Annotated in this window: 14 protein-coding genes; all 14 read right to left on the bottom strand. The window is 51.1% G+C overall.

From position 1 onward, the window contains the following. Window positions 1-3 precede the first annotated feature (3 nt). Genes HRH59_RS05455 through HRH59_RS05390 form a run of 14 tightly spaced genes read right to left on the bottom strand, consistent with a single transcriptional unit; the run spans window position 4 to window position 18,295 of the window. Window positions 4-1,416 (bottom strand): polysaccharide lyase, encoded by a 1,413-nt coding sequence (locus tag HRH59_RS05455; RefSeq protein ID WP_173500260.1) that lies wholly within the window; start codon window positions 1,414-1,416, stop codon window positions 4-6. Then, a complete protein-coding gene (locus tag HRH59_RS05450; RefSeq protein ID WP_173500259.1) occupies window positions 1,376-2,728 on the bottom strand; it encodes a phenylacetate--CoA ligase family protein in 1,353 nt (450 codons plus the stop codon). Before HRH59_RS05450 ends, HRH59_RS05455 begins: the two co-directional genes overlap by 41 nt. Next, window positions 2,725-4,041, bottom strand: coding sequence for a putative O-glycosylation ligase, exosortase A system-associated (locus HRH59_RS05445; protein WP_173500258.1), 1,317 nt, complete (start codon window positions 4,039-4,041; stop codon window positions 2,725-2,727). The genes HRH59_RS05450 and HRH59_RS05445 overlap by 4 nt, the downstream gene beginning before the upstream one ends. After that, complete coding sequence (locus HRH59_RS05440) at window positions 4,034-5,113, bottom strand: glycosyltransferase family 4 protein (RefSeq protein ID WP_173500257.1); 1,080 nt, start codon at window positions 5,111-5,113, stop codon at window positions 4,034-4,036. Before HRH59_RS05440 ends, HRH59_RS05445 begins: the two co-directional genes overlap by 8 nt. Then, the gene (locus HRH59_RS05435; RefSeq protein WP_173500365.1) at window positions 5,110-6,321 is read right to left on the bottom strand and encodes a TIGR04063 family PEP-CTERM/XrtA system glycosyltransferase; all 1,212 of its coding nucleotides are present in this window, start codon (window positions 6,319-6,321) and stop codon (window positions 5,110-5,112) included. The genes HRH59_RS05440 and HRH59_RS05435 overlap by 4 nt, the downstream gene beginning before the upstream one ends. A 16-nt stretch (window positions 6,322-6,337) precedes the next feature. After that, window positions 6,338-7,315: a transglutaminase domain-containing protein gene (locus HRH59_RS05430; RefSeq protein ID WP_173500256.1), complete on the bottom strand. Its 978-nt coding sequence runs from the start codon at window positions 7,313-7,315 to the stop codon at window positions 6,338-6,340. Beyond that, a complete protein-coding gene (locus tag HRH59_RS05425) occupies window positions 7,315-8,631 on the bottom strand; it encodes a nucleotide sugar dehydrogenase (protein ID WP_173500255.1) in 1,317 nt (438 codons plus the stop codon). Before HRH59_RS05425 ends, HRH59_RS05430 begins: the two co-directional genes overlap by 1 nt. Further along, a complete protein-coding gene (locus HRH59_RS05420; protein WP_173500254.1) occupies window positions 8,628-9,860 on the bottom strand; it encodes a TIGR03087 family PEP-CTERM/XrtA system glycosyltransferase in 1,233 nt (410 codons plus the stop codon). The genes HRH59_RS05425 and HRH59_RS05420 overlap by 4 nt, the downstream gene beginning before the upstream one ends. Then, a complete protein-coding gene (asnB, locus tag HRH59_RS05415) occupies window positions 9,857-11,776 on the bottom strand; it encodes an asparagine synthase (glutamine-hydrolyzing) (RefSeq protein ID WP_173500253.1) in 1,920 nt (639 codons plus the stop codon). The genes HRH59_RS05420 and asnB overlap by 4 nt, the downstream gene beginning before the upstream one ends. A gap of 3 nt (window positions 11,777-11,779) precedes the next feature. Beyond that, a complete protein-coding gene (locus HRH59_RS05410; protein WP_173500252.1) occupies window positions 11,780-13,675 on the bottom strand; it encodes an XrtA/PEP-CTERM system amidotransferase in 1,896 nt (631 codons plus the stop codon). A 4-nt stretch (window positions 13,676-13,679) separates the two neighbouring features. After that, complete coding sequence (locus tag HRH59_RS05405) at window positions 13,680-14,867, bottom strand: TIGR03088 family PEP-CTERM/XrtA system glycosyltransferase (RefSeq protein ID WP_231702403.1); 1,188 nt, start codon at window positions 14,865-14,867, stop codon at window positions 13,680-13,682. Further along, window positions 14,864-16,399 (bottom strand): exosortase A, encoded by a 1,536-nt coding sequence (gene xrtA / locus HRH59_RS05400; RefSeq protein WP_173500251.1) that lies wholly within the window; start codon window positions 16,397-16,399, stop codon window positions 14,864-14,866. Before xrtA ends, HRH59_RS05405 begins: the two co-directional genes overlap by 4 nt. 4 nt (window positions 16,400-16,403) lie before the next feature. After that, window positions 16,404-17,432 (bottom strand): FemAB family XrtA/PEP-CTERM system-associated protein, encoded by a 1,029-nt coding sequence (locus tag HRH59_RS05395; RefSeq protein ID WP_173500250.1) that lies wholly within the window; start codon window positions 17,430-17,432, stop codon window positions 16,404-16,406. 14 nt (window positions 17,433-17,446) lie between these two features. Then, window positions 17,447-18,295, bottom strand: a complete 849-nt coding sequence (locus HRH59_RS05390) for an XrtA system polysaccharide deacetylase (protein WP_173500249.1) — start codon at window positions 18,293-18,295, stop codon at window positions 17,447-17,449. Window positions 18,296-18,298 lie beyond the last annotated feature (3 nt).

Genomic DNA, 18,298 nt, shown 5'->3' with positions numbered 1-18,298 from the left:
TGGTTAAGGCCGCGCTACGCGGACATTGCTGATATATAAATCCATATCGTGGCGTGGTTTGTCGGCACCGCCGTGATAAAAGTTAAACCATAAGCGTTCAATTTTCAGCGCGGCAATGCTTCTGAAATTTAAATCGGTTCTGTGCATGACTAATTGCCCGTCAATCCAAACTATCAGCTCACCATCGGTTTTGCCCGGTGTATTTAATGTCAGCTGTTGGCTGATTTTATACCAGCGCTCGCGTTGCAGTTTGCTGATTCGCTGTCGCCACGGATGCACTTCACCATGGCTTTGTGTCGAGCCGGCCAAATACAGATAACTGCCAAGCGGCGTCAGGCCTTTTAAATCGTCATCACTTTCAATGGCACTGAGAAACTGGCCGCGGGCTGACCAGCCGTTAGTGCCGTCAGCTTTGCGTCCGCCCCAACCGGCACGGCCATAAGTGCCGGCAAAGCCCGGAAATTTACCGCCACCTTCACCTTTTAGCCAGTTTCTGTCGAGGTACAAGTCGTATTCAAAGAACAGGCTGTCCGGCTCTGCCCCCAGCAGCTGTTTGGTGTAAAGGCTGATGTTTAACGCCACATTTCGTTGCGTAGTGAATGACACTTTTAATGCATACAAGCCCGGCTCGCGTGCCGGCGCTGCTACGCGTGTCATTTGACTACCCGGCGAAATATCCTGCCATTGTGCGGCCCAGCGGGGTTGGCTGAAGTCTTCGGTAAACACTGCTTGTGTTGCCAATTGCGCCGGATAGGCCGGGCTGATAAGCGCAGGTTGTTGCAGTTGGTAAACCCCGATATGCGGACTACCGGATTGTCGTTCTCTGTGCAGTTCTAAAATGGCCGATTTCAGCGGCCGGGATGCGGTATTACTCAGGTCAAAGCGTAATAATACCGGGTTTTGCTCTGAAATTTTAAGGGTTTTACGCTGACCTAATGAGCGATGGGTAGAAGTATCCAGGTAGCTGTCCATCGTTGCGCTGAGCCGGCTGCGGTCGCCGTTCTGATATTCCAGCACCAGCGAGGGGGCCAGCCGGAAGTTTTTTTCTTTGCTGGCAAAAAGGACATAACCGTCGCTGTCCGGTTGTGAGCGTAGCAGCAAGGCTAATTCTTGCTGTGGCGGTAATTGTTGCAACATGGCGGTTAAATCCCAGCGCAGCCAGTCATCACTGGCCTGGTCTGTGTTCAGCATGCTGAAAGGCAGATCTCCGCGATAGTTGCCGGCTTTGTCGTACCAGTCACCCATGGGGGTTTGCCATTCAATAAAGGCTTCGTGATAACTGTAACGTTGTGTTGCGCCGCGAATATCTTTAGTGCCCTCATGCCAGATCACCGGTTGTGGTGCGGCAAAAGCAGCATTGCTAAACAGCAGGCTGCTAACTAACCAGCTTATTTTCCACATAACAATATTTACCATTGGCTGCGGCCGGAATATCCGTGACCCGGGTTATGCTGATTGCCATATCAGCGCCGAGTAAACGTTGAAATTGCCGGCGGATATCTGTTTGTGTGTCAGGGCTCAGTGGCTGCTCTGACACGACTAACAGCTCTATTGCTGTCGCCTGATGCTGAATCACTTTAAATTTTTCAATGGCGCTGACATCGCGCAGTAAATACACCACGCCCCAGGAGTGCAGTTGATCGCCGGCTGTAGTCACTAAAAAGTCCCGCCGCCGGCCCTGCACATTGGCCAGTACCGGCAAGCCGCGACCGCAGCTGCAGGGCTGTAACGCCAGCTGGGCCATATCGCCGGTGCGGTAACGGATAAACGGAAAGCCCGGCGTTGCCAGGTGGGTAACCACAATTTCGCCGCTTTGCCCGGCGGCTACCGGCTGACCATCGTCGTCGAGTAATTCGACAATAATATCTTCAGCGCTGATGTGCATGCTGCCGGCAGGGCACTCGTGGGCAATAAAACCGGCATCTCTTGCACCATAGCCGTTGGCAATCGGGCATTGAAAACTCTGACTGATAATATTGCGCTCATGCGGGTACAGCATTTCGGAGGTAACAAACACCACCTTAACGCCAAGACTTTCCAGCTTAATTTGTTGGCGCTTTGCTGCCAGGCAGAGCTGATAAATAACCGACGGATAACCAAACACCATGGCCGGCTTTTGCTGTTGCAACTGCTGCAGTTGGCCGGCAATTAATTCCGGCGTGAGCGTGAGCGCCGGCATTAATACTGAACGAAACAGCTTGTCACGCCAGGATTTCAGCCGGCTTTGTTTGCCCAATTCAATCGGTGCGCCCCAAATTACTGCTTCCGGATCGCCGATATCTACTCCCCACCAACGGGTTGCCCTGAGCTTGGCGGCAACATCATGGCTGACGCGATGTTGGTCCATATAAAAAGTTAGTGGTTGGCCGCTGGAGCCACCGGTGCTGCCGCGGCTGAAGCGGTAGGGCCGGTTACTGAACAGTTGCTTGCTGTGGCTGCGGATCAGGGTTTTATCCAATAACGGCAGTTTGGCTAAATCTGCAACACTTTGTATATCAGCAGCGCTGAGACCGAGTTGTTTGAACAGCTGTTGATAGTACGGCACATCGGCCACTACCTGACGGATAAAACTCTGCAGTTTGTCTTGCTGCAGCTGTTCCAGTTGTTGCGGGCTTAGCCACTGGCTTTTTTCCAGAGCGGGCAGTAAACGATAAGTCGAGTGTCGTTTCAAACGTTCATGCAGCGGAAACAGCAACTGACTTACAAACCGCGTATACCAGGATGTCATTTAGTAAAAGCTCCTTGCACTACATTTGCACTGTTGCGGGCGGCCTTTTTTTCTGCCGCTATTGCAGCATGATGTTTTTTCAATAGTTGTTCGACAGCAATAATAGTAATTGCCAGATGGTAGGGCAGGTCAAAATAGGCTAAACCAAGAAAAGCGCCGCCGCTGCCGAAGGCAATTAAACTGCACTGCAACATCCTGGCCAGCAGTGAAGCCCATTGCCAGTTCGGATCCTTGCCGGCCATTTTTATAATGTTATTGGCGCTAAACCAGGTAAAGATAAAAATACCGAGAAACAACGCCAGACCAATAAAACCATGGTGACCTATCATTTGAAAATAGATACTGTGCGCTCCGTCAACCCGGTTGGGGTTGGGGGCATACAGCAAAAAGTTGGCCGGTTTAAAGCCGTTAAATCCGCCGCCGAAGACGTTTTCTTTTGCCATGTTATAACTCATTTCCCACGCATTAAAGCGCCCCTGGACTGAGCCATCGTAGCTGTCACGGTCCGGTTCAATAATGGTTGCCATCCGCTGATGCCAGGTATCCGGCATAAACTGATATATCACCGGCACCGACAGGCAAAAAACCAACAATAAAGCGATTTTATGCGGGCTTTTCAGCCAGAGGAACGCTGCGACACAGACACAAGCCACCAGGCCTCCGCGGGACTGCGTGCCAAGTGCCGCCAATACAGATAACGCCATAGCGGCTAATATCAGCCATTTTAACCAGGGGTATTTAGGCGGTACTCTGGTACGCAGATAATACAATATGGGTAAATTGACCAGCAGGGTTAGTGCCAACTCGTTGTTGCCATAAAAGAAACCGCCGGTAGGGCCCCACACCCGGCCGCTGCCACCGGTTTGGATGGTATAGATGCCGCCTTTCAGGCCATAAAATGCGATACTTAATCCGACCACCCAAAGTGCGGCTTCAATGCGTTGCTTTGTGGTAAACATTGCCAGTATTACTAAGGTAAACAGCTGAATTTTTAAGACTTTATCCAGCATCATTATGGTGTGGCTATCTTGCACGTTGGCACTGAAAGTAATAATCATCCAGACATTCAGCAACACCATAAACACGACAGGCATGGCAAACGGCAGCTTTTTCGGCTCTTTACTAAACAAGTACGCCAGTAAAAACGTGCCGCCGACAATTGAAGCCACGGGGAAATACTGCATAAAGCCCCATGCCAGACGGTGCGGCACCATATAGGCAATCCAGCACCACATCAGCACGCCGATAAACGGCCGTTTCAGGATAAACGGCAGAGACCCCATAATAATTAAAAGCAGTATGATATCACGCATGGGCTTTACTCAGCTGCCGGTACAATTGTAACCACTGTGGCAGCACAGTATCGGGCTGCAGGGTATGCACCAAAGCCAGGCCGTTTTGCCGCAGAGTGGCTGCCAGGGCCGGTTGTTGCAGCAGCTGTTTACATGCAGTGGCCATAAGATCCGGCTTGCGGGGCGGCACCAGCAAACCATGTACGCCGTGGTCTATCATATCCGGTATGCCGCCGACGTCGGTACTGACAACGGCGACACCGCAGGCCAGTGCTTCCAGTATTGAATTGGGCATATTGTCTACAGTGCTGGGGTTAAGCATGATATCTGCATGGCGGTATAACGCGACCATCTGCTGACGGTCCAGCCGGCCAACAAAACAGACTCTGTGTTGCAGTTGTAACTCTGTGACCAGTTGCTGTAAATCCTGCAGCGCAGGACCCGAGCCGGCAATAGATAACCTGCTGTTTGGGTAATCCTGTTGCAGTAAGGCAAAGCAGCGGATAGCTGTAGCAATATCGTACAGCGGCTCCAGATTGCGCGTCACCACCAGATGTAAGGTATCGTCGCTGCTATCGTTGTGGTTGGCCGGGCTGAACATGGCAGTATTAATGATATTGGCAATAACCTGTGTTTCGAGGCGGTAGCCGGCAAACACCCGTTGCAAATAGCGGCTGGGGGTAATAATGGCTGCGGCTTGTCGCAACAGCGGCAACACAAACCGGCGTTGGCGCTGTAAAAACTGTTGTGCTGAACCACCGCGGTAATTAACGATAACTGCAGTACCGTGCCAGCGGGCAATAAGCAGAGCAGGGCTGGCAAACAGATGCCAGGCCCAACCGGAGTTCGCCATCAGATGGACAATATCGGCTTGTTTTATTGCACGGTGTAGCTGCCACAGGTAAGGCAAAAGTCTGACAAACGCCCGTACCAACGGTATGCGGCCGAGCCACGCGGGTTTGTATGGCGCATTGACGGCCAGCAATTGTACCGACAGCCCGTGCTCAGCACGCAGCAGTTGCAGCAACTGCGCAGTTTGCATTGCCATTCCGCCATTGGGTGGTGGCACAGGGCCTACCAGCAATACGTTCATTGCGACTTTGCTCCGGCTAATTGCTGATACACCGGTAAAATTGTCGCCACCGTATGTTGCCAACTGCGTTCTTGCTCAACAAAACGCCTGGCATTGCTTTTTAACCGCGACCAATCGGTACGCTGCTGCAGCAACTGTTGTAATACGGCGGCCAGTTTAGCCGGGTTATCCGCTTCGAATAAAATGCCGGTATCGTTGTGGCGGATCAACTCACGATGGCCGCCGATATCTGAAGCAACCACCAAACCTTGCTGAGCCATGGCTTCCAGCGGTTTTAGCGGTGTTACCAGTTCGGTTAAACGAATGGCTTCGCGCGGGTAGACAAATATATCCACCAAACTGTAATAACGGCTGACACTGTTATGGGGTACACGGCCGGTAAAAATAACCGCATCACTGATATTCAATGCTGCAGCCTGCGCTTTTAAAGCGGCTTCCTGTAAACCGCCGCCAACCAGCAGCAAGCGTAATTGTGGCTGGGTGGGCAATAACAATGCCAGAGCTTGCAGTAAAATATGCAGGCCTTCGTAGCGGTAAAATGAGCCGAGAAACCCCAGTACGGTAGTGTCCTGCAGAGCCAGGCTGTTATTCAGCTCAAGATCTCTGTGGCGTTGCGGGCTGAATGCTGTCAGGTCAACTGCGTTGGCAACGATAGAAATACGTTCGCGGCTGATGCCCCAGTCAGCAATCTGATCGGCCAGGCCCTGACAGATAGTCACCACATGATCAGCGCTTTTAAGGGCCTTTTTTTCCAGCCATTGACCTAAGCGGTAGCGCAGATCACCTTCCTTGCAGGTGCCGTGACTTACTGCCGCATCTTCCCATGAAGCGCGCATTTCATAGACCAGCGGAATGTTAAAACGTTTTGCTACCCGCGCGGCGGCGATAGCGTTTAACGACGGCGAGTGGGCATGGATAATGTCCGGTCGCTGTTGTTGTACCAGCTCTGTAAGGCGGCGTTGTAACTGTTTAATCACGTCCCACTGATTTAACAGCGGCAGCTTTGCCAGCCGTCCGGGTTGGGTGCGGTAGAACAGCTGACCTTCTGCATACTCTTCTGCCGGCCCGGCCGGATAATGCTTACTGCCGGTGAGCTGGCGGGTACTGATATTCAGGCTTTGCTGTTCGCGTAATATGGCCAGACTGCGAAAGCTGTAACCACTGTGCAATGGTGCTGAATGGTCAAATACATGTAATACGTTTAACATTCCCTGTGACAATTACTCAACTCCCTGTACGTGTTCTCAACGCACGATAGCAACAGATTAACAGTAGAAGAAACAGCAGCAATTCAGTAAAAATCAGCAGCTGCAATGTGCGTTTTAAGTTTAGCATTTGTGCAATAAGCTGTTGATTGTCCGGCTGGCTAATGGCTTTTAGTTGCGGAAATTCCCCCAGCATAATTGCCAACACTTGTTCCAGATGGGTTGAAATATGTGCCGTAGCGCGCAGAGCAGGGTGTTGCTCGTAACTCAGTTCGTTATTGGCCCACCACAGGGCAAATTGGTTAGCGCCGCGCCGGTAATAATCAATGGCTGCCTGCTCGTGTTTAAAGCCAAAAGCAGAGCCGGCAAGCTGTACCAGCTCTATTTGTTGTGGCTGATGTTGCAGATAGTGACGAAATGCCAATACCGACAACGGCTGTGCTGTAGTGCGGTCAATCGCATAAAAACCGTTAAATACGTCCAGCATAATCCATTGCTGCAATGTTTGGTCCCATACTTCGTTAAACGCATGGCCATGGCCGCCAAAGCCGTCGAACGAGATAGCCCACTCCCGTACCGGTACGCCGGCAGCATAGGCCAATACATTGATAACTTTAGTGTAATCGGCACAATAGCCGCTATGCTGTTGGGCAATAGTATTGATAGTGTGCTCAACGCCGGCTTGAATCGCATTACCTTTACGCCGGTGCTGTGGTTGCAGCACTGCTGTTTGCGCCAGCATAAATGCCAGATCTTTTTCGCCGTTGACATCGATGCCTTGTAACCATGCGGGTACAGGTGCTTGCTCTGCACGAAAATCTGCCGGCATGTTGTCCGGCGTCCAGCTTGCTTCCTGTTCACTGATCACGTTAAACACCATCGCGTTTCGAAGCTTAACCAGCTCTGTGGCGCTGTTAAATTGTGTCAGTAACAGCAGTGGTGGGCTGAGCATAAGCAACACCAGCAGCAAGCAGCTGCGCCAACGGCGAAACAGCATTACCAGCACAAGCCTATATAGCGGGCTTTAACTGCGTGCGGTTGTTTCAGGTGTATCAGATCAACCAGAATATGCTCTGCTGTCAGGCCGGCCAGCACTTGCTCTACCAGGGCTTTGTCGTTCAAACCCAGCACGATAATTTTATTATTTGCCAATACCGCACTGACATCTTGCGTCATCAGTTCACCGATATGCGGAATGGACTCTTCAATAAATTTTTTGTTGGCACCGAGTAAGCGCGATAAATTTACCTCGGGATCATAGATGCTTAAATGCATGCCTTTGCCGATCAGGTATTCAGCCAGGTCAACCAGCGGGCTTTCACGTAAATCATCGGTACCGGATTTAAAGCTCAGCCCGATCATGCCGACGTCGCGACAGCCCAGCGCCAGAATTTTCTTTGTTGCTTGTTGCAGGTGTACGGCATTAGATGCCAATACATGAGACAGCATAGGAATTTCAATGTCGGCCTGCTTGGCTACATATTGCATAGCCCGCAGATCTTTGGGCAGGCAGGAGCCGCCAAAGGCAAAGCCGGGTTTGAGGTAAGCCGGCGAAATATTCAGCTGTTTATCGGCACACACCAGATCCATTACTTTAAACGGATCTACCGCCAAGCCTTCACACAGCCTGGCAACTTCGTTGGCGAAGGTAATTTTCAGCGCATGGAAAATATTGCAGAAGTACTTTACCGTTTCAGCCGTTTTAACATCAGTTTTATGGTAAACGCCGGGTAAGTGGCCAAACAGGCGCTGCATTTGCTGATGCGCACGGTCAGTATTGGCGCCCACTATAGTAAACGGCGGGTTGTCGTAGTCTTTAATCGAGCTGCCTTCACGCAAAAACTCCGGCTGAAAGCAGATATCAAAATCGACGCCGTCTTTTTTATCGGAGTGTTGTTCCAGTAACGCTTTAAGGCTGCCTTCCACGGTTCCCGGCAGCAGTGTAGAGCGAAACACAATGGTATGATGGCTTTGTTTGGCTGCCAGAGCCCGGCCTAACTGTTCAGCCAGCCGCAACACCGCAGTTTGATCCTGACTGCCGTTACTTTGTGATGGCGTGCCGACACAAATAAAAGATACCTCGGATTGGTTTACCGCATCCTGCACATCTTGTGTTACCCGCACGCGGCCACTGGCAGCCATTGCAGCCATCAGTTGTGGCATACCTTCTTCAATAACCGGCGATTTTCCGTCTTTGATCAGCTGTAACTTAACGGCATCGATATCGACACCGATAACCTGATTGCCGTCTCGCGCCAGGCAGGCCAGTGATACTGCGCCGACATAGCCCAAACCAAAAATACTGATATTCATAATTGCACTTCCCTTTGAATGTTCCGGTTGTCCTGAAATAAGTTTAGACAGCGCGTAACGATGCTGTCTAATTGTTGCATCGACAAATGCCATTGATGGTTGCTGAGCATCCGGGCCCGGCCGGCCGTTGCGTAGTGTTGGCGCAGCTGTGGTTCTGTCATCAGCCTAAGCGCTTGTTGTGCCAACTCTGTTGCAGTATCGGCGATAAGAAAATGTTGGTTAACCACTGCGTCTATGCCGCCGGCGGCTTCGCTGCTGCTGATCACCGGCACTGCCATCGCCATGGCTTCAAGAATTTTATTCTGTGTGCCTCTGGCGATTTTCAGCGGTGCAACCATAGCCGCCGTGTTGCGGATAAAAGGCCTTACATCAGCTACGCTGCCGGTTACGGTGACGCCTTGCAGTTTAGCCAGTGCGCGAATTTCAGCACTGGGTTCGGCGCCGACAATATACAGTTTGGCATCCGGCAGCTGTGCCAATATCAGCGGCCATGCTGCTGCACAAAACTGCAACATAGCTTGTTGGTTCGGGTAGTAGTCCATGCGGCCGATAAACGAAATACTGTGCGCTTCATAGTCCTGCTTGCCGGCATCAGGGCAAAAGTAGTCTGTGTCGACGCCATTGGGAAACCAGGCAGTGGCGGGCGCTGCTTGATAACTTTGTAAAGTCTCTAACTCGGCTTTGGTGGTACAGGTACTGATGTCGAATTTCGCAGCCAGGTGTTTTTCTGCGCGCAGCATTTTTTGCCCTTCAAGCAAGTAGCCGAGGTTAAGCGGAAAGGGTTTAAATTCGCGATACGCCAGCCACTTTTGTGAGTCCATGTCGCCAAAATCAAGAATTTTCGGAATATGGGTTACATCGGCAACATATTGCGCTACCGATGAGCAGTGGACAAAAATCAGATCGAATTGCTGCTGTGCCAGCAATTGCCGGATATGGGCTGCCAGTTCGCGGCTGTAAAAATAACCCATAGAAGAAGGGGTAAGCAGCGGCAAGCGCATTATCATGCGGGCGAATTGTACTTTTTCGTTTACCACTGCGGCAAAATAATGGCTGCAGTATGCTTTGATGCCTTCTCCTTCTGCGGCTTCTGCGGCCGATCTTGCCAGTGAGGCAACATATACCTGATGGCCCTGTTGGTGAAAATGACGGATCATATTAAACGGCCGTATTTTACCGCCACGCTTGGGAGGAAAAGGAAAACGATGACAAAGGTACAAAATTTTCATGCCGACATCCTGATTGTCTCGCTGATATGCTCAGCGCTGTGTCCATCAATATACAGCTGACACCAAATCTCCAGATTTAGCAAGGCCAGCAAATGATCAGTGTGATCTTCGCGCCCTGCAATATGCTGTGCCAGGGTTTGCTCTATCAGCGGCCAGCTAAGTAAGCCGCGACGTTCAACACATTCACGGTTGATAAACAGCTGTAATAAACCGGCCAGCTCTTGTTTAAGCCAGGCACCCAGCGGTGCACCAAAACCGCGTTTGGGCCGGTCCAGAATTTCCGGCGGCAGCAGATCGCTTAACGCTTCTTTTAACAAGTGCTTCAACCGGCCGTTTTTCATCACCAGCTGCGGCGGTATGGTTACGGCCAGTTGCACGATGTTGTGGTCCAGAAAAGGTACCCGGCATTCTAACGAGGTCGCCATGGTCATTTTATCGGTTAACAGCAATAAATCGTCCGGCAATTGGGTTTGCCGGTCGGTATCAAACATCCGCCATAAACCGTCTGAGGCATTGCTGTTGCGATAGTGCTGTTGTAGCAGGTTGCTGGTGTTGTTATCGCCGGCCAATAACTGCTGACACTGACTTGGGCTGAATACCTGCATATAGCGCAAATAACGCTCATCGTCACTAAGCTCAGCACTTTGCACAAATGCCTTGGCTAAGCGCAGGGTATTTAACCATTTTGAATGCCGGTCGCCGGGTAACTTGCCGGCCAGCGGACTGATCACATTGTGTCTTAACCAGGCCGGTACTTTACGGTACTGCTGCAGGTAATGCTCGCCCTGATAACGGCGGTAACCACCAAACAACTCGTCGCCGCCAACACCGGACAAAATAACGGTGACATCTTGCCGGGCAAACTGCGACACCAACCAGGTGGTGATAAACGCGCTGTCGGCTACCGGTTCGTCCAGATGCCACAGCAGCTTTGGCAATAAACTGACTACGTCCGGCTTCACCACGATTTCGCGATGCTCAGTGCCATACTGCTGTGCAACCGCGCGGGCGTAGGGCAGTTCGTTATAAAACCGCCCGGCACTGCCGGTGTCAAAGCCGATGGCGTAGGTTTTTACCGGTCTGGAGCTGTGGCGCGACATCAACGCTACTATGGCACTGGAGTCGACACCACCGGATAAAAATGCGCCCAGTGGCACATCGCTGACCATTTGCATTTCAACTGAGCGTTCCAACTGCTGCCGGATCTGTTGCACCCAATTTTGCTCGCTGTGCTGTGGTGTCGCGGTAAAATCCGGCTGCCAATATTGCTGTTGTTGTATACCCTGACTATCAATCAACAGATAGCTGGCCACTTCCAGTTTCCGGATGCCTTTGAACATAGAGTAGGGCGCCGGTACATAGCCCAGGTTAAGATATTGCGCTAAGCCTTCAGGACACACTTCTGCCTGAAAGTCCGGCAGCGTCAGCAAGGCTTTACTTTCTGTTGAAAACGCCAGGTAGCCGTTTCTTTCGCCGTAATACAATGGCTTGATGCCCAAACGGTCACGCGCCAGCATTAGCTGTTGTTTGCGGTTATCCCATAGCGCAAAGGCAAACATACCGTTAAGGTGCTGCAAGCAGTCGACACCATATTGCCGGTACAGATGCAGGATCACTTCCACATCTGAGTTGGTTTTAAAATGACAATCGCTTAAACCGGCGCGCAGCTCACGGTAATTATAAATTTCACCGTTGCATACCAGAACCAACTGGCCGTCGTCGCTGCTGATAGGTTGATGGCCGCCGGCTAAATCGATCACCGACAGCCGGCGCATACCCAGGGCAATATTCTCTGCGACATAGATACCGCTATCGTCAGGTCCGCGGTGTGCGGTGATATCGCCCATCATGGTTAGCCACTGCTGCGGAAATTGTTGCGGTCGTTTAAGGGCTACCACGCCATGAATACCACACATAGCTTACCCCATCTGTTGCCGGTAAAAATGCGAGAACATCAGCAAGCTCCAGAGTGCGGAGCTGTGATCGTGCTGACCGCTTTGATGCTGCTGATACAGCTGCTGAATATATGCCTGATTAAACAAACCGGAATCAGCCAGAGCTTCGCTGCACAGCGCTTGTTGCAGAGCCTCGCGCAGTGGCCCCCTGAACCAGGCGGCTACCGGCACGGCAAAGCCCATTTTTTTGCGATACAAAATGTCGTGCGGCAGATGAGGCTCCAGCGCTTGTTTAAAAGCCGCTTTGCCTTGCTGCTGTTGAATATTCATGGCTGACGGGATCCTGCTGGCCCATTCAACGTAGCGATGATCGAGAATAGGCACGCGGACTTCCAATGAATGCGCCATGCTGGCACGGTCGACTTTGGTCAGAATGTCGCCCGGCAGGTAGGTTTTCATATCCAGATATTGCACCAGTTTCAGTGCATCATCGGTGTTAGCCCTGGCGGCATGACGTTGAAATACTTCGGTAGCCTGATAACCGGCCAGCTGTTGTTTTAGCAGCGGTGAGAATAACTGTGCCCGCGCTTGCGGCCGCATTATCGACACCGTATCGCAATAACCGGCCAACGCTGAGTTTGCCAGCGACTGAAAGGTGGTTTTTGCTCTGACAAAGCGCGGTGCCCAGTCCAGTTTCGGATAAATACGCCCCAGCGGGCCAAACAGGTTACGCCGTAACGTTGCCGGCAGCATGGCGCGCATTTTTTCTTCATGTAACTGAAAACGGTAACGGCGATAACCGGCAAACAATTCATCGCCGCCATCACCGGATAAGGCTACGGTAACGTGCTGCCTGGCAAGTTGGCATACTCTGTAAGTTGGAATGGCAGAGCTGTCGGCATAGGGTTCATCGTAAAGCCCGGCCAGTTTGTCCACCAGCGAGAAATCATTGCCGTCAACCAACCCGGTGCGGTGATTAGTATGGTATTGGCTTGCTACCTTATTGGCATAATCGCTTTCATCAAAGCGCTTATCATCAAAACCGATAGAGCAGGTATTAACCGCTTTGTCCTGCTGTAATTGTGCCATCAGCGCCACGATGGCACTGGAGTCTACGCCGCCGGATAAAAAGGCACCCAGTGGTACCTCGGCAATTAAGCGGATATCTACTGCTTCTTTCAGCCGGGGGAGCAGTTGCTCCTGCACCTCTGTGGCGGAAAGCGCCGGTGCTGAAAAGTCGACATCCCAGTACTGTTGTTGCTGTATTGTCTGTGGTTGTCGTTTATCCAGCAATAAATAGTGGCCTGGGTTGAGCTTAAAGGCATTAGCATAAATAGTATTCGGTTCGGCGATATAGCCAAAAGTGAAATACTGCTCGATACCCGGGTAATACAGCGCCTTATTAAATTGCGGGTGAGCGGTGATCACTTTTAATTCTGAGCCGAACAGTAACTTATTGCCCGGTAATAATGCGTAAAACAGCGGTTTAATACCTAAACGGTCGCGGGCAAGAAACAATTGTTGTTTATTGCGATCCCAAATGGCGAACGCAAACATGCCGCGAAAATGCTGAACGCAGTCTACGCCCCATTCTTCCCAGGCATGCACTATGGTCTCGGTGTCACCGTGCGTGGCAAAAACATGGCCTTTGGCGGTCAGTTCGGTGGTGAGTTCGGCAAAGTTATATATTTCACCATTAAACACCACGGCGACATCGCCGGTTTCGTTAAACAAGGGTTGATGGCTGCCGGCGATGTCAATAATAGACAGGCGGCGATGGGCCAACCCCAGTCCGGCTTCATAATGGAAGCCATCCGCATCCGGTCCGCGGTGAGACTGTATGGTATTCATCCTGGTCAGGATGTTGCTGTCAACCTGCTCATTATCCTGCAGGTGTAAAATGCCGGCGATACCGCACATAGTGTTAACCTTCCTCTGGTGTTAAAGCTTTCTGGTACAGCGCCTGATAACGGCTAACCATAGACGTAATACTAAACTGTTGTTCTGCTGCTCTGCGTGCGGCGGATGCTGCTGCAGTCAATTGTGCCGGTTGTTGATAACAATGCAGCATCTGCTGTTTTAGCGCCGGTAGATCGTCCGACGGCACCAACCAGCCATTATCGCCATGACGGATTAAATCCGGATTGCCGCCAACGGCGGTGGCGATTACCGGCAGGCCGCTGGCCATGGCCTCAAGCACGGTATTGGAAATGCCTTCAGCCAATGAGGGTAAAACAAACACTGAGCAGCCTGGCAAAATGGCAGCCACATCATCGCGGTTACCCGGTAACCAGCATTGCTGCGCTAATCCGGCTTGCTGCAGCTGCTGCCACAGTGTTTGGCGATATTCACCCTCGCCAATAATCACCAGCGCGGTAGCGGTTGAGAATTGCTTATTTTCAAGGCAAAGCTCTGTATAGGCGTTAACCAACAACGGATGGTTTTTTACCGGCACCATGCGTCCGACACTGACAAAAATAAGCCGTTGGCCGGTGTGTAAAAAGTCAGGCAGGGCGCTGTCGGCCGCGGCCGGGGTAAACTTGTTTGTGTCGACACCGTTGCAAATTAAATTCAGTTTGGCCGGAGCAACCTTAATGCGTTGTTGCAGGTAGCGCAGATTCTCCTGCGACAGGCTGACATACTGGTGGATCAGCGGTTTAAACAGGCGCTTAAGCCAGATATATTTACGGTTAACTCCGGCTAAATCCTTGATATCCCAGCCATGTTCGCCATGGACCCGGTAAGGTACTGCGGCCAGCATTGCGCTGAATTGGTACTCCAGCGCGGCAATATTGCGGCTGTGGCAGATATCGGGCTTTAAGCGGCGTAATAACCGGTAACAGCGCAGGAATGAACCGATATCATGGCCCGGGTTCTTATTCAGCGTATAAATGGCGACATCGTCATGGCTGATGCGCTGAAAAAAGCCGGCGTCGTAGTCGGTCAGGCAAATAATGCTGTGCCGGAATAACTGCCTGTCTAATTGGTTAATCAGGTTAACCACACCATTTTCCAGCCCGCCGGTGCGAAAACTCCAGACAATATGGCAGATATGCAGCCGCTGTGTGGTATTGCTAACGGCCATGCCGGCAACTTTGACCTCAGCTGTCATGGCCGGCTATCCAGAGCCGTGAGTACGGTATGCTGTGCGTTGATGTTATTAGCTTGTTTTATCAGCGGCAATTGCTGCTGTAACTGCAATTGCAATTGTTGTCTGGCATCGGCCACGTCGCTGACATAATTGATACTAAGCGCATAAAAGCTGCCATGCTGACTGATATGGAATACCTTTCCCAGCGCTTGAGCCACAGTAATAAGATAAGGGTTAGCAGAAAAATAGTCACCACTGCCATACCAATACCACAATAGTTTGCGGCTGCCGTCATTAGCGCGTAAGTCAAACTCCTGCACCTGTAGTTGCTGATCCGCTAAGTCGAGCCATTGTCGTTGCTGGCCGGCCGGTGTCCAGTGTGCGCGCTGGTAAGGCTGGTTGTGCCAGCTTACTAACTTAGCATTATCAACATGTTGATAAAAAGCGCTGTAAAACCAGATGTCTTGCTGATTATGCCGCCATTTGCCGGACAGCGATGCTGAGCTGTCGATAAACTGTGGTTGGTTTATATCGGCCGGTACCGCAGTCAGACCATTTTGCAGTACTTGCAGGTTGTATACCGGGGCTGCGGTCAGCGCCGGCCGCAAATAGCCGGCAGTAAAAGGCAGTGACAGTAACAAAGCTGCCAAAGTGGCATGCAGCAAGGGCGAGCCGGTGCGCACAGTGCTGACTGTTTCCGGCGTGGCGGGAGCCCGATCAGCCCAAAAACTGCCGATATAAAACATCAGAAAAATAATTACGCCGAAAAACAGCCAGCCGTAGATCAGATGGTCAACACCGACAGCATGTTTCATGTCTGTCAGGTGAGCAATTAACACGATACCGAAAGCTCTGATGCCGTTGGCAAGGATTGGCACCAATATCGACGCCAGACAAAAAGCCAGCTGTTTGTACCAGCTACGGTAATTAAGGTAGGCATACAATGTCCCCAGAGCGAAAGACGCTATCAGATAACGTACCCCTGAGCAGGCCTCTGCTACCAGAAATAAGCCGGTTGGCGTGCTTAAATACAAACCTTCGCGGTACACAGGAATATTTGCCAAACGCAGCGCCGCCACAGTGATATCGGCGGTGATTAATTGCATTGGTGCCACCAGAGCATCACCCATTGGCACGGCAAAAATCAGGTAAGCCAGAGGAAAGATTAACAGGCTGAGCAATTGACGACCGCAGCATAACCAAACCAGTATCGGCAGCATCAGTACTACAGCCAATTGCTTTACCACATTGACGTTGACGGCATCGGCAAAAAACCACGCCAGCAATAACATGGACAGCGGCAGGGCTGCAACTAACGAGCTGCTCAGTGCCGTGGCGGCAATATGCCGGCGCTTTTGCCAAATCAGATAAGCGCTGATAGGAAAAATCAGAAAGCCATGGGCAAAGGTGTCGGAGCGTTGCCAGATTTCTACCATTGAGCTTAACGTAGACCAAAAGCAGATTAACCATAGCAGCAACAGCGCTGATAAACCGGCGTAATGATGGTTAACGTATGCTTTGGTTGGCGCATTATCTTGCGGCGTTACAGGCATACCGTTATCCCAGATAGCGTGAAAGTTTAGGCCCCAGCCATTGGCTGGCAGCCAGCGGCAGGTGTTGCCACAGCTTAATAAACAGCTGATACTTAGGGTTATTCGGGCTGATGTCCGGCAAAGCCGCAGCTTTAACCAGGTGGTACTGATAGGGCAACTCTACCGGCTGCATACCCCAGTGTCGCTTGTAATGGTAAGCGCCGGAGTCAAGTTTACTGCGGCCGAAATCATAGCTGTTGCAGGCTTTGTCCATCCGCGCGTGACACATTAATTGGTAATACATGTAGTCATTGCTTTTTAATAGCTTGGCATCGGCGGTGCCGCCGCCGTAGTAAGGCAAGACTTCATTTTTAAAGTAAAAACTTAATACTGATGACACCGCTTTGTGTTGTCGTCTTACTGTGAGGATTTCGGTGTGCTGAGGAAATACCTCACTGATTTTGCGGAAAAAAGCTTTGCTGAATACCGGAGTGCCCAGGTTTCGGACACTTTCGGAATAGGTTTGATAAAAGTCGTCGCTATTGCTGTCCAGAGTGAAATTCAGCGGCTCATTCAACGCCTGGCGGATGACAGCCCGCTGTTTCTTTTTAATATTGGCCAATATTTGCTCCGGTGTGTCGGCCAGAGCTGACGCAAAGCAGGCATGTTGGCTGCGGGTGGTAAAGTTATTCTGCTGCGCGGTTTTATAACGCAACTCCAAATGGTGCACATTAAGGGAAGTGGCCAATTCCACAGCAGCTTGTTCTAAAAAGCGCCTCACATCCGGCTCGCCTAAAGCACCGCCATAGACACAGAATGGGGTAGAGACCAGTGCATCGCCGAATAATAAACTTTTTACTCTGGCCAGCGGCAGCACACCAACTATCCGGTTGTGTTGTGTGGCATAAAGGTAATAACAGCGATGACCGGTAGCGGTAATAACCTGCTGCCAGCCGGATAAATGAAAAAAAGTCGCGTCGTCACAGGCGTTGACAAACTTATCCCATGCCACCGCTTGCTCGTCCATGAGCGACAATGTATTCAATTGATACATTAGCTTCCCTTTAGTTAAACAAAATACGCCTGATAAACTTCCCGTACCGTGCGCCACTGATAATCATGCAGCAGCCGGTCCAGCTTCGCACTCATCCGGTGCAAGTTAGTATAGTGGCGTAAGCGTGATTTTAATGGCGCAGCGTTAAACCGCGGTTGCTGCGGGTCAATTTCCCACGGATGAAAATAAAACATATAAGGAGCCGTGCTTTGCTGTAAGTAGCTGTCGATACATTTTTTACTCAGCCAATAAGGCATAAGCCGGAAGTAACCGCCACCGGCTACCGGCCATTGCTTACCGGCTTTATTTAATACCGGCATCGGGCACTCCCAAATGCCTTCCGGCCTTTTGTAAGGTTGCTGTGGCCAGTCCGGGGTGCCGTATAAATCGTGTACTACCGGGTAGGTGCTTGAACTGTACAGATAACCTGCCTCAGCCAGCGCATCGAAGGCCCATTCGTTACTTTTACCGATGGAAAAGCTGGGTGCCCGGTAGCCGGTAACGGCACTACCGGTAATGTCTTCCAGTAAGGCCTTAGCCCGGCTTATATCTGTGGCAAATTCTGCTGCAGTTTGCACTGAGGCTTTAGCATGATTGTAGCCGTGGCTGGCTACTTCATGGCCAGCGGCATGTATTTTCTGCACCAGTTGCGGATAACGCTCGGCAACCCAGCCCAGAATAAAAAATGTCGCTTTAGCCTGACTGTGGTCAAATTGCTCCAATAGCCTTTCGGTATTGCGTTCCACCCGTTGCGGCAATTTAGCCCAATTGTCTGAAGAGACAGTGGTATCAAATGCCGCTACATGAAAATAATCTTCTACGTCGACTGTCAGGGCATTACTTCTTACTGCGGGTAATGTCATCTG

Origin of the sequence: Rheinheimera lutimaris (genome assembly GCF_013283795.1) — a bacterium.
Taxonomy (GTDB): domain Bacteria; phylum Pseudomonadota; class Gammaproteobacteria; order Enterobacterales; family Alteromonadaceae; genus Alishewanella; species Alishewanella lutimaris.
The sequence above is the reverse complement of the archived record's forward strand: the minus strand, read 5'-3'. Positions and strand labels throughout refer to the sequence as shown.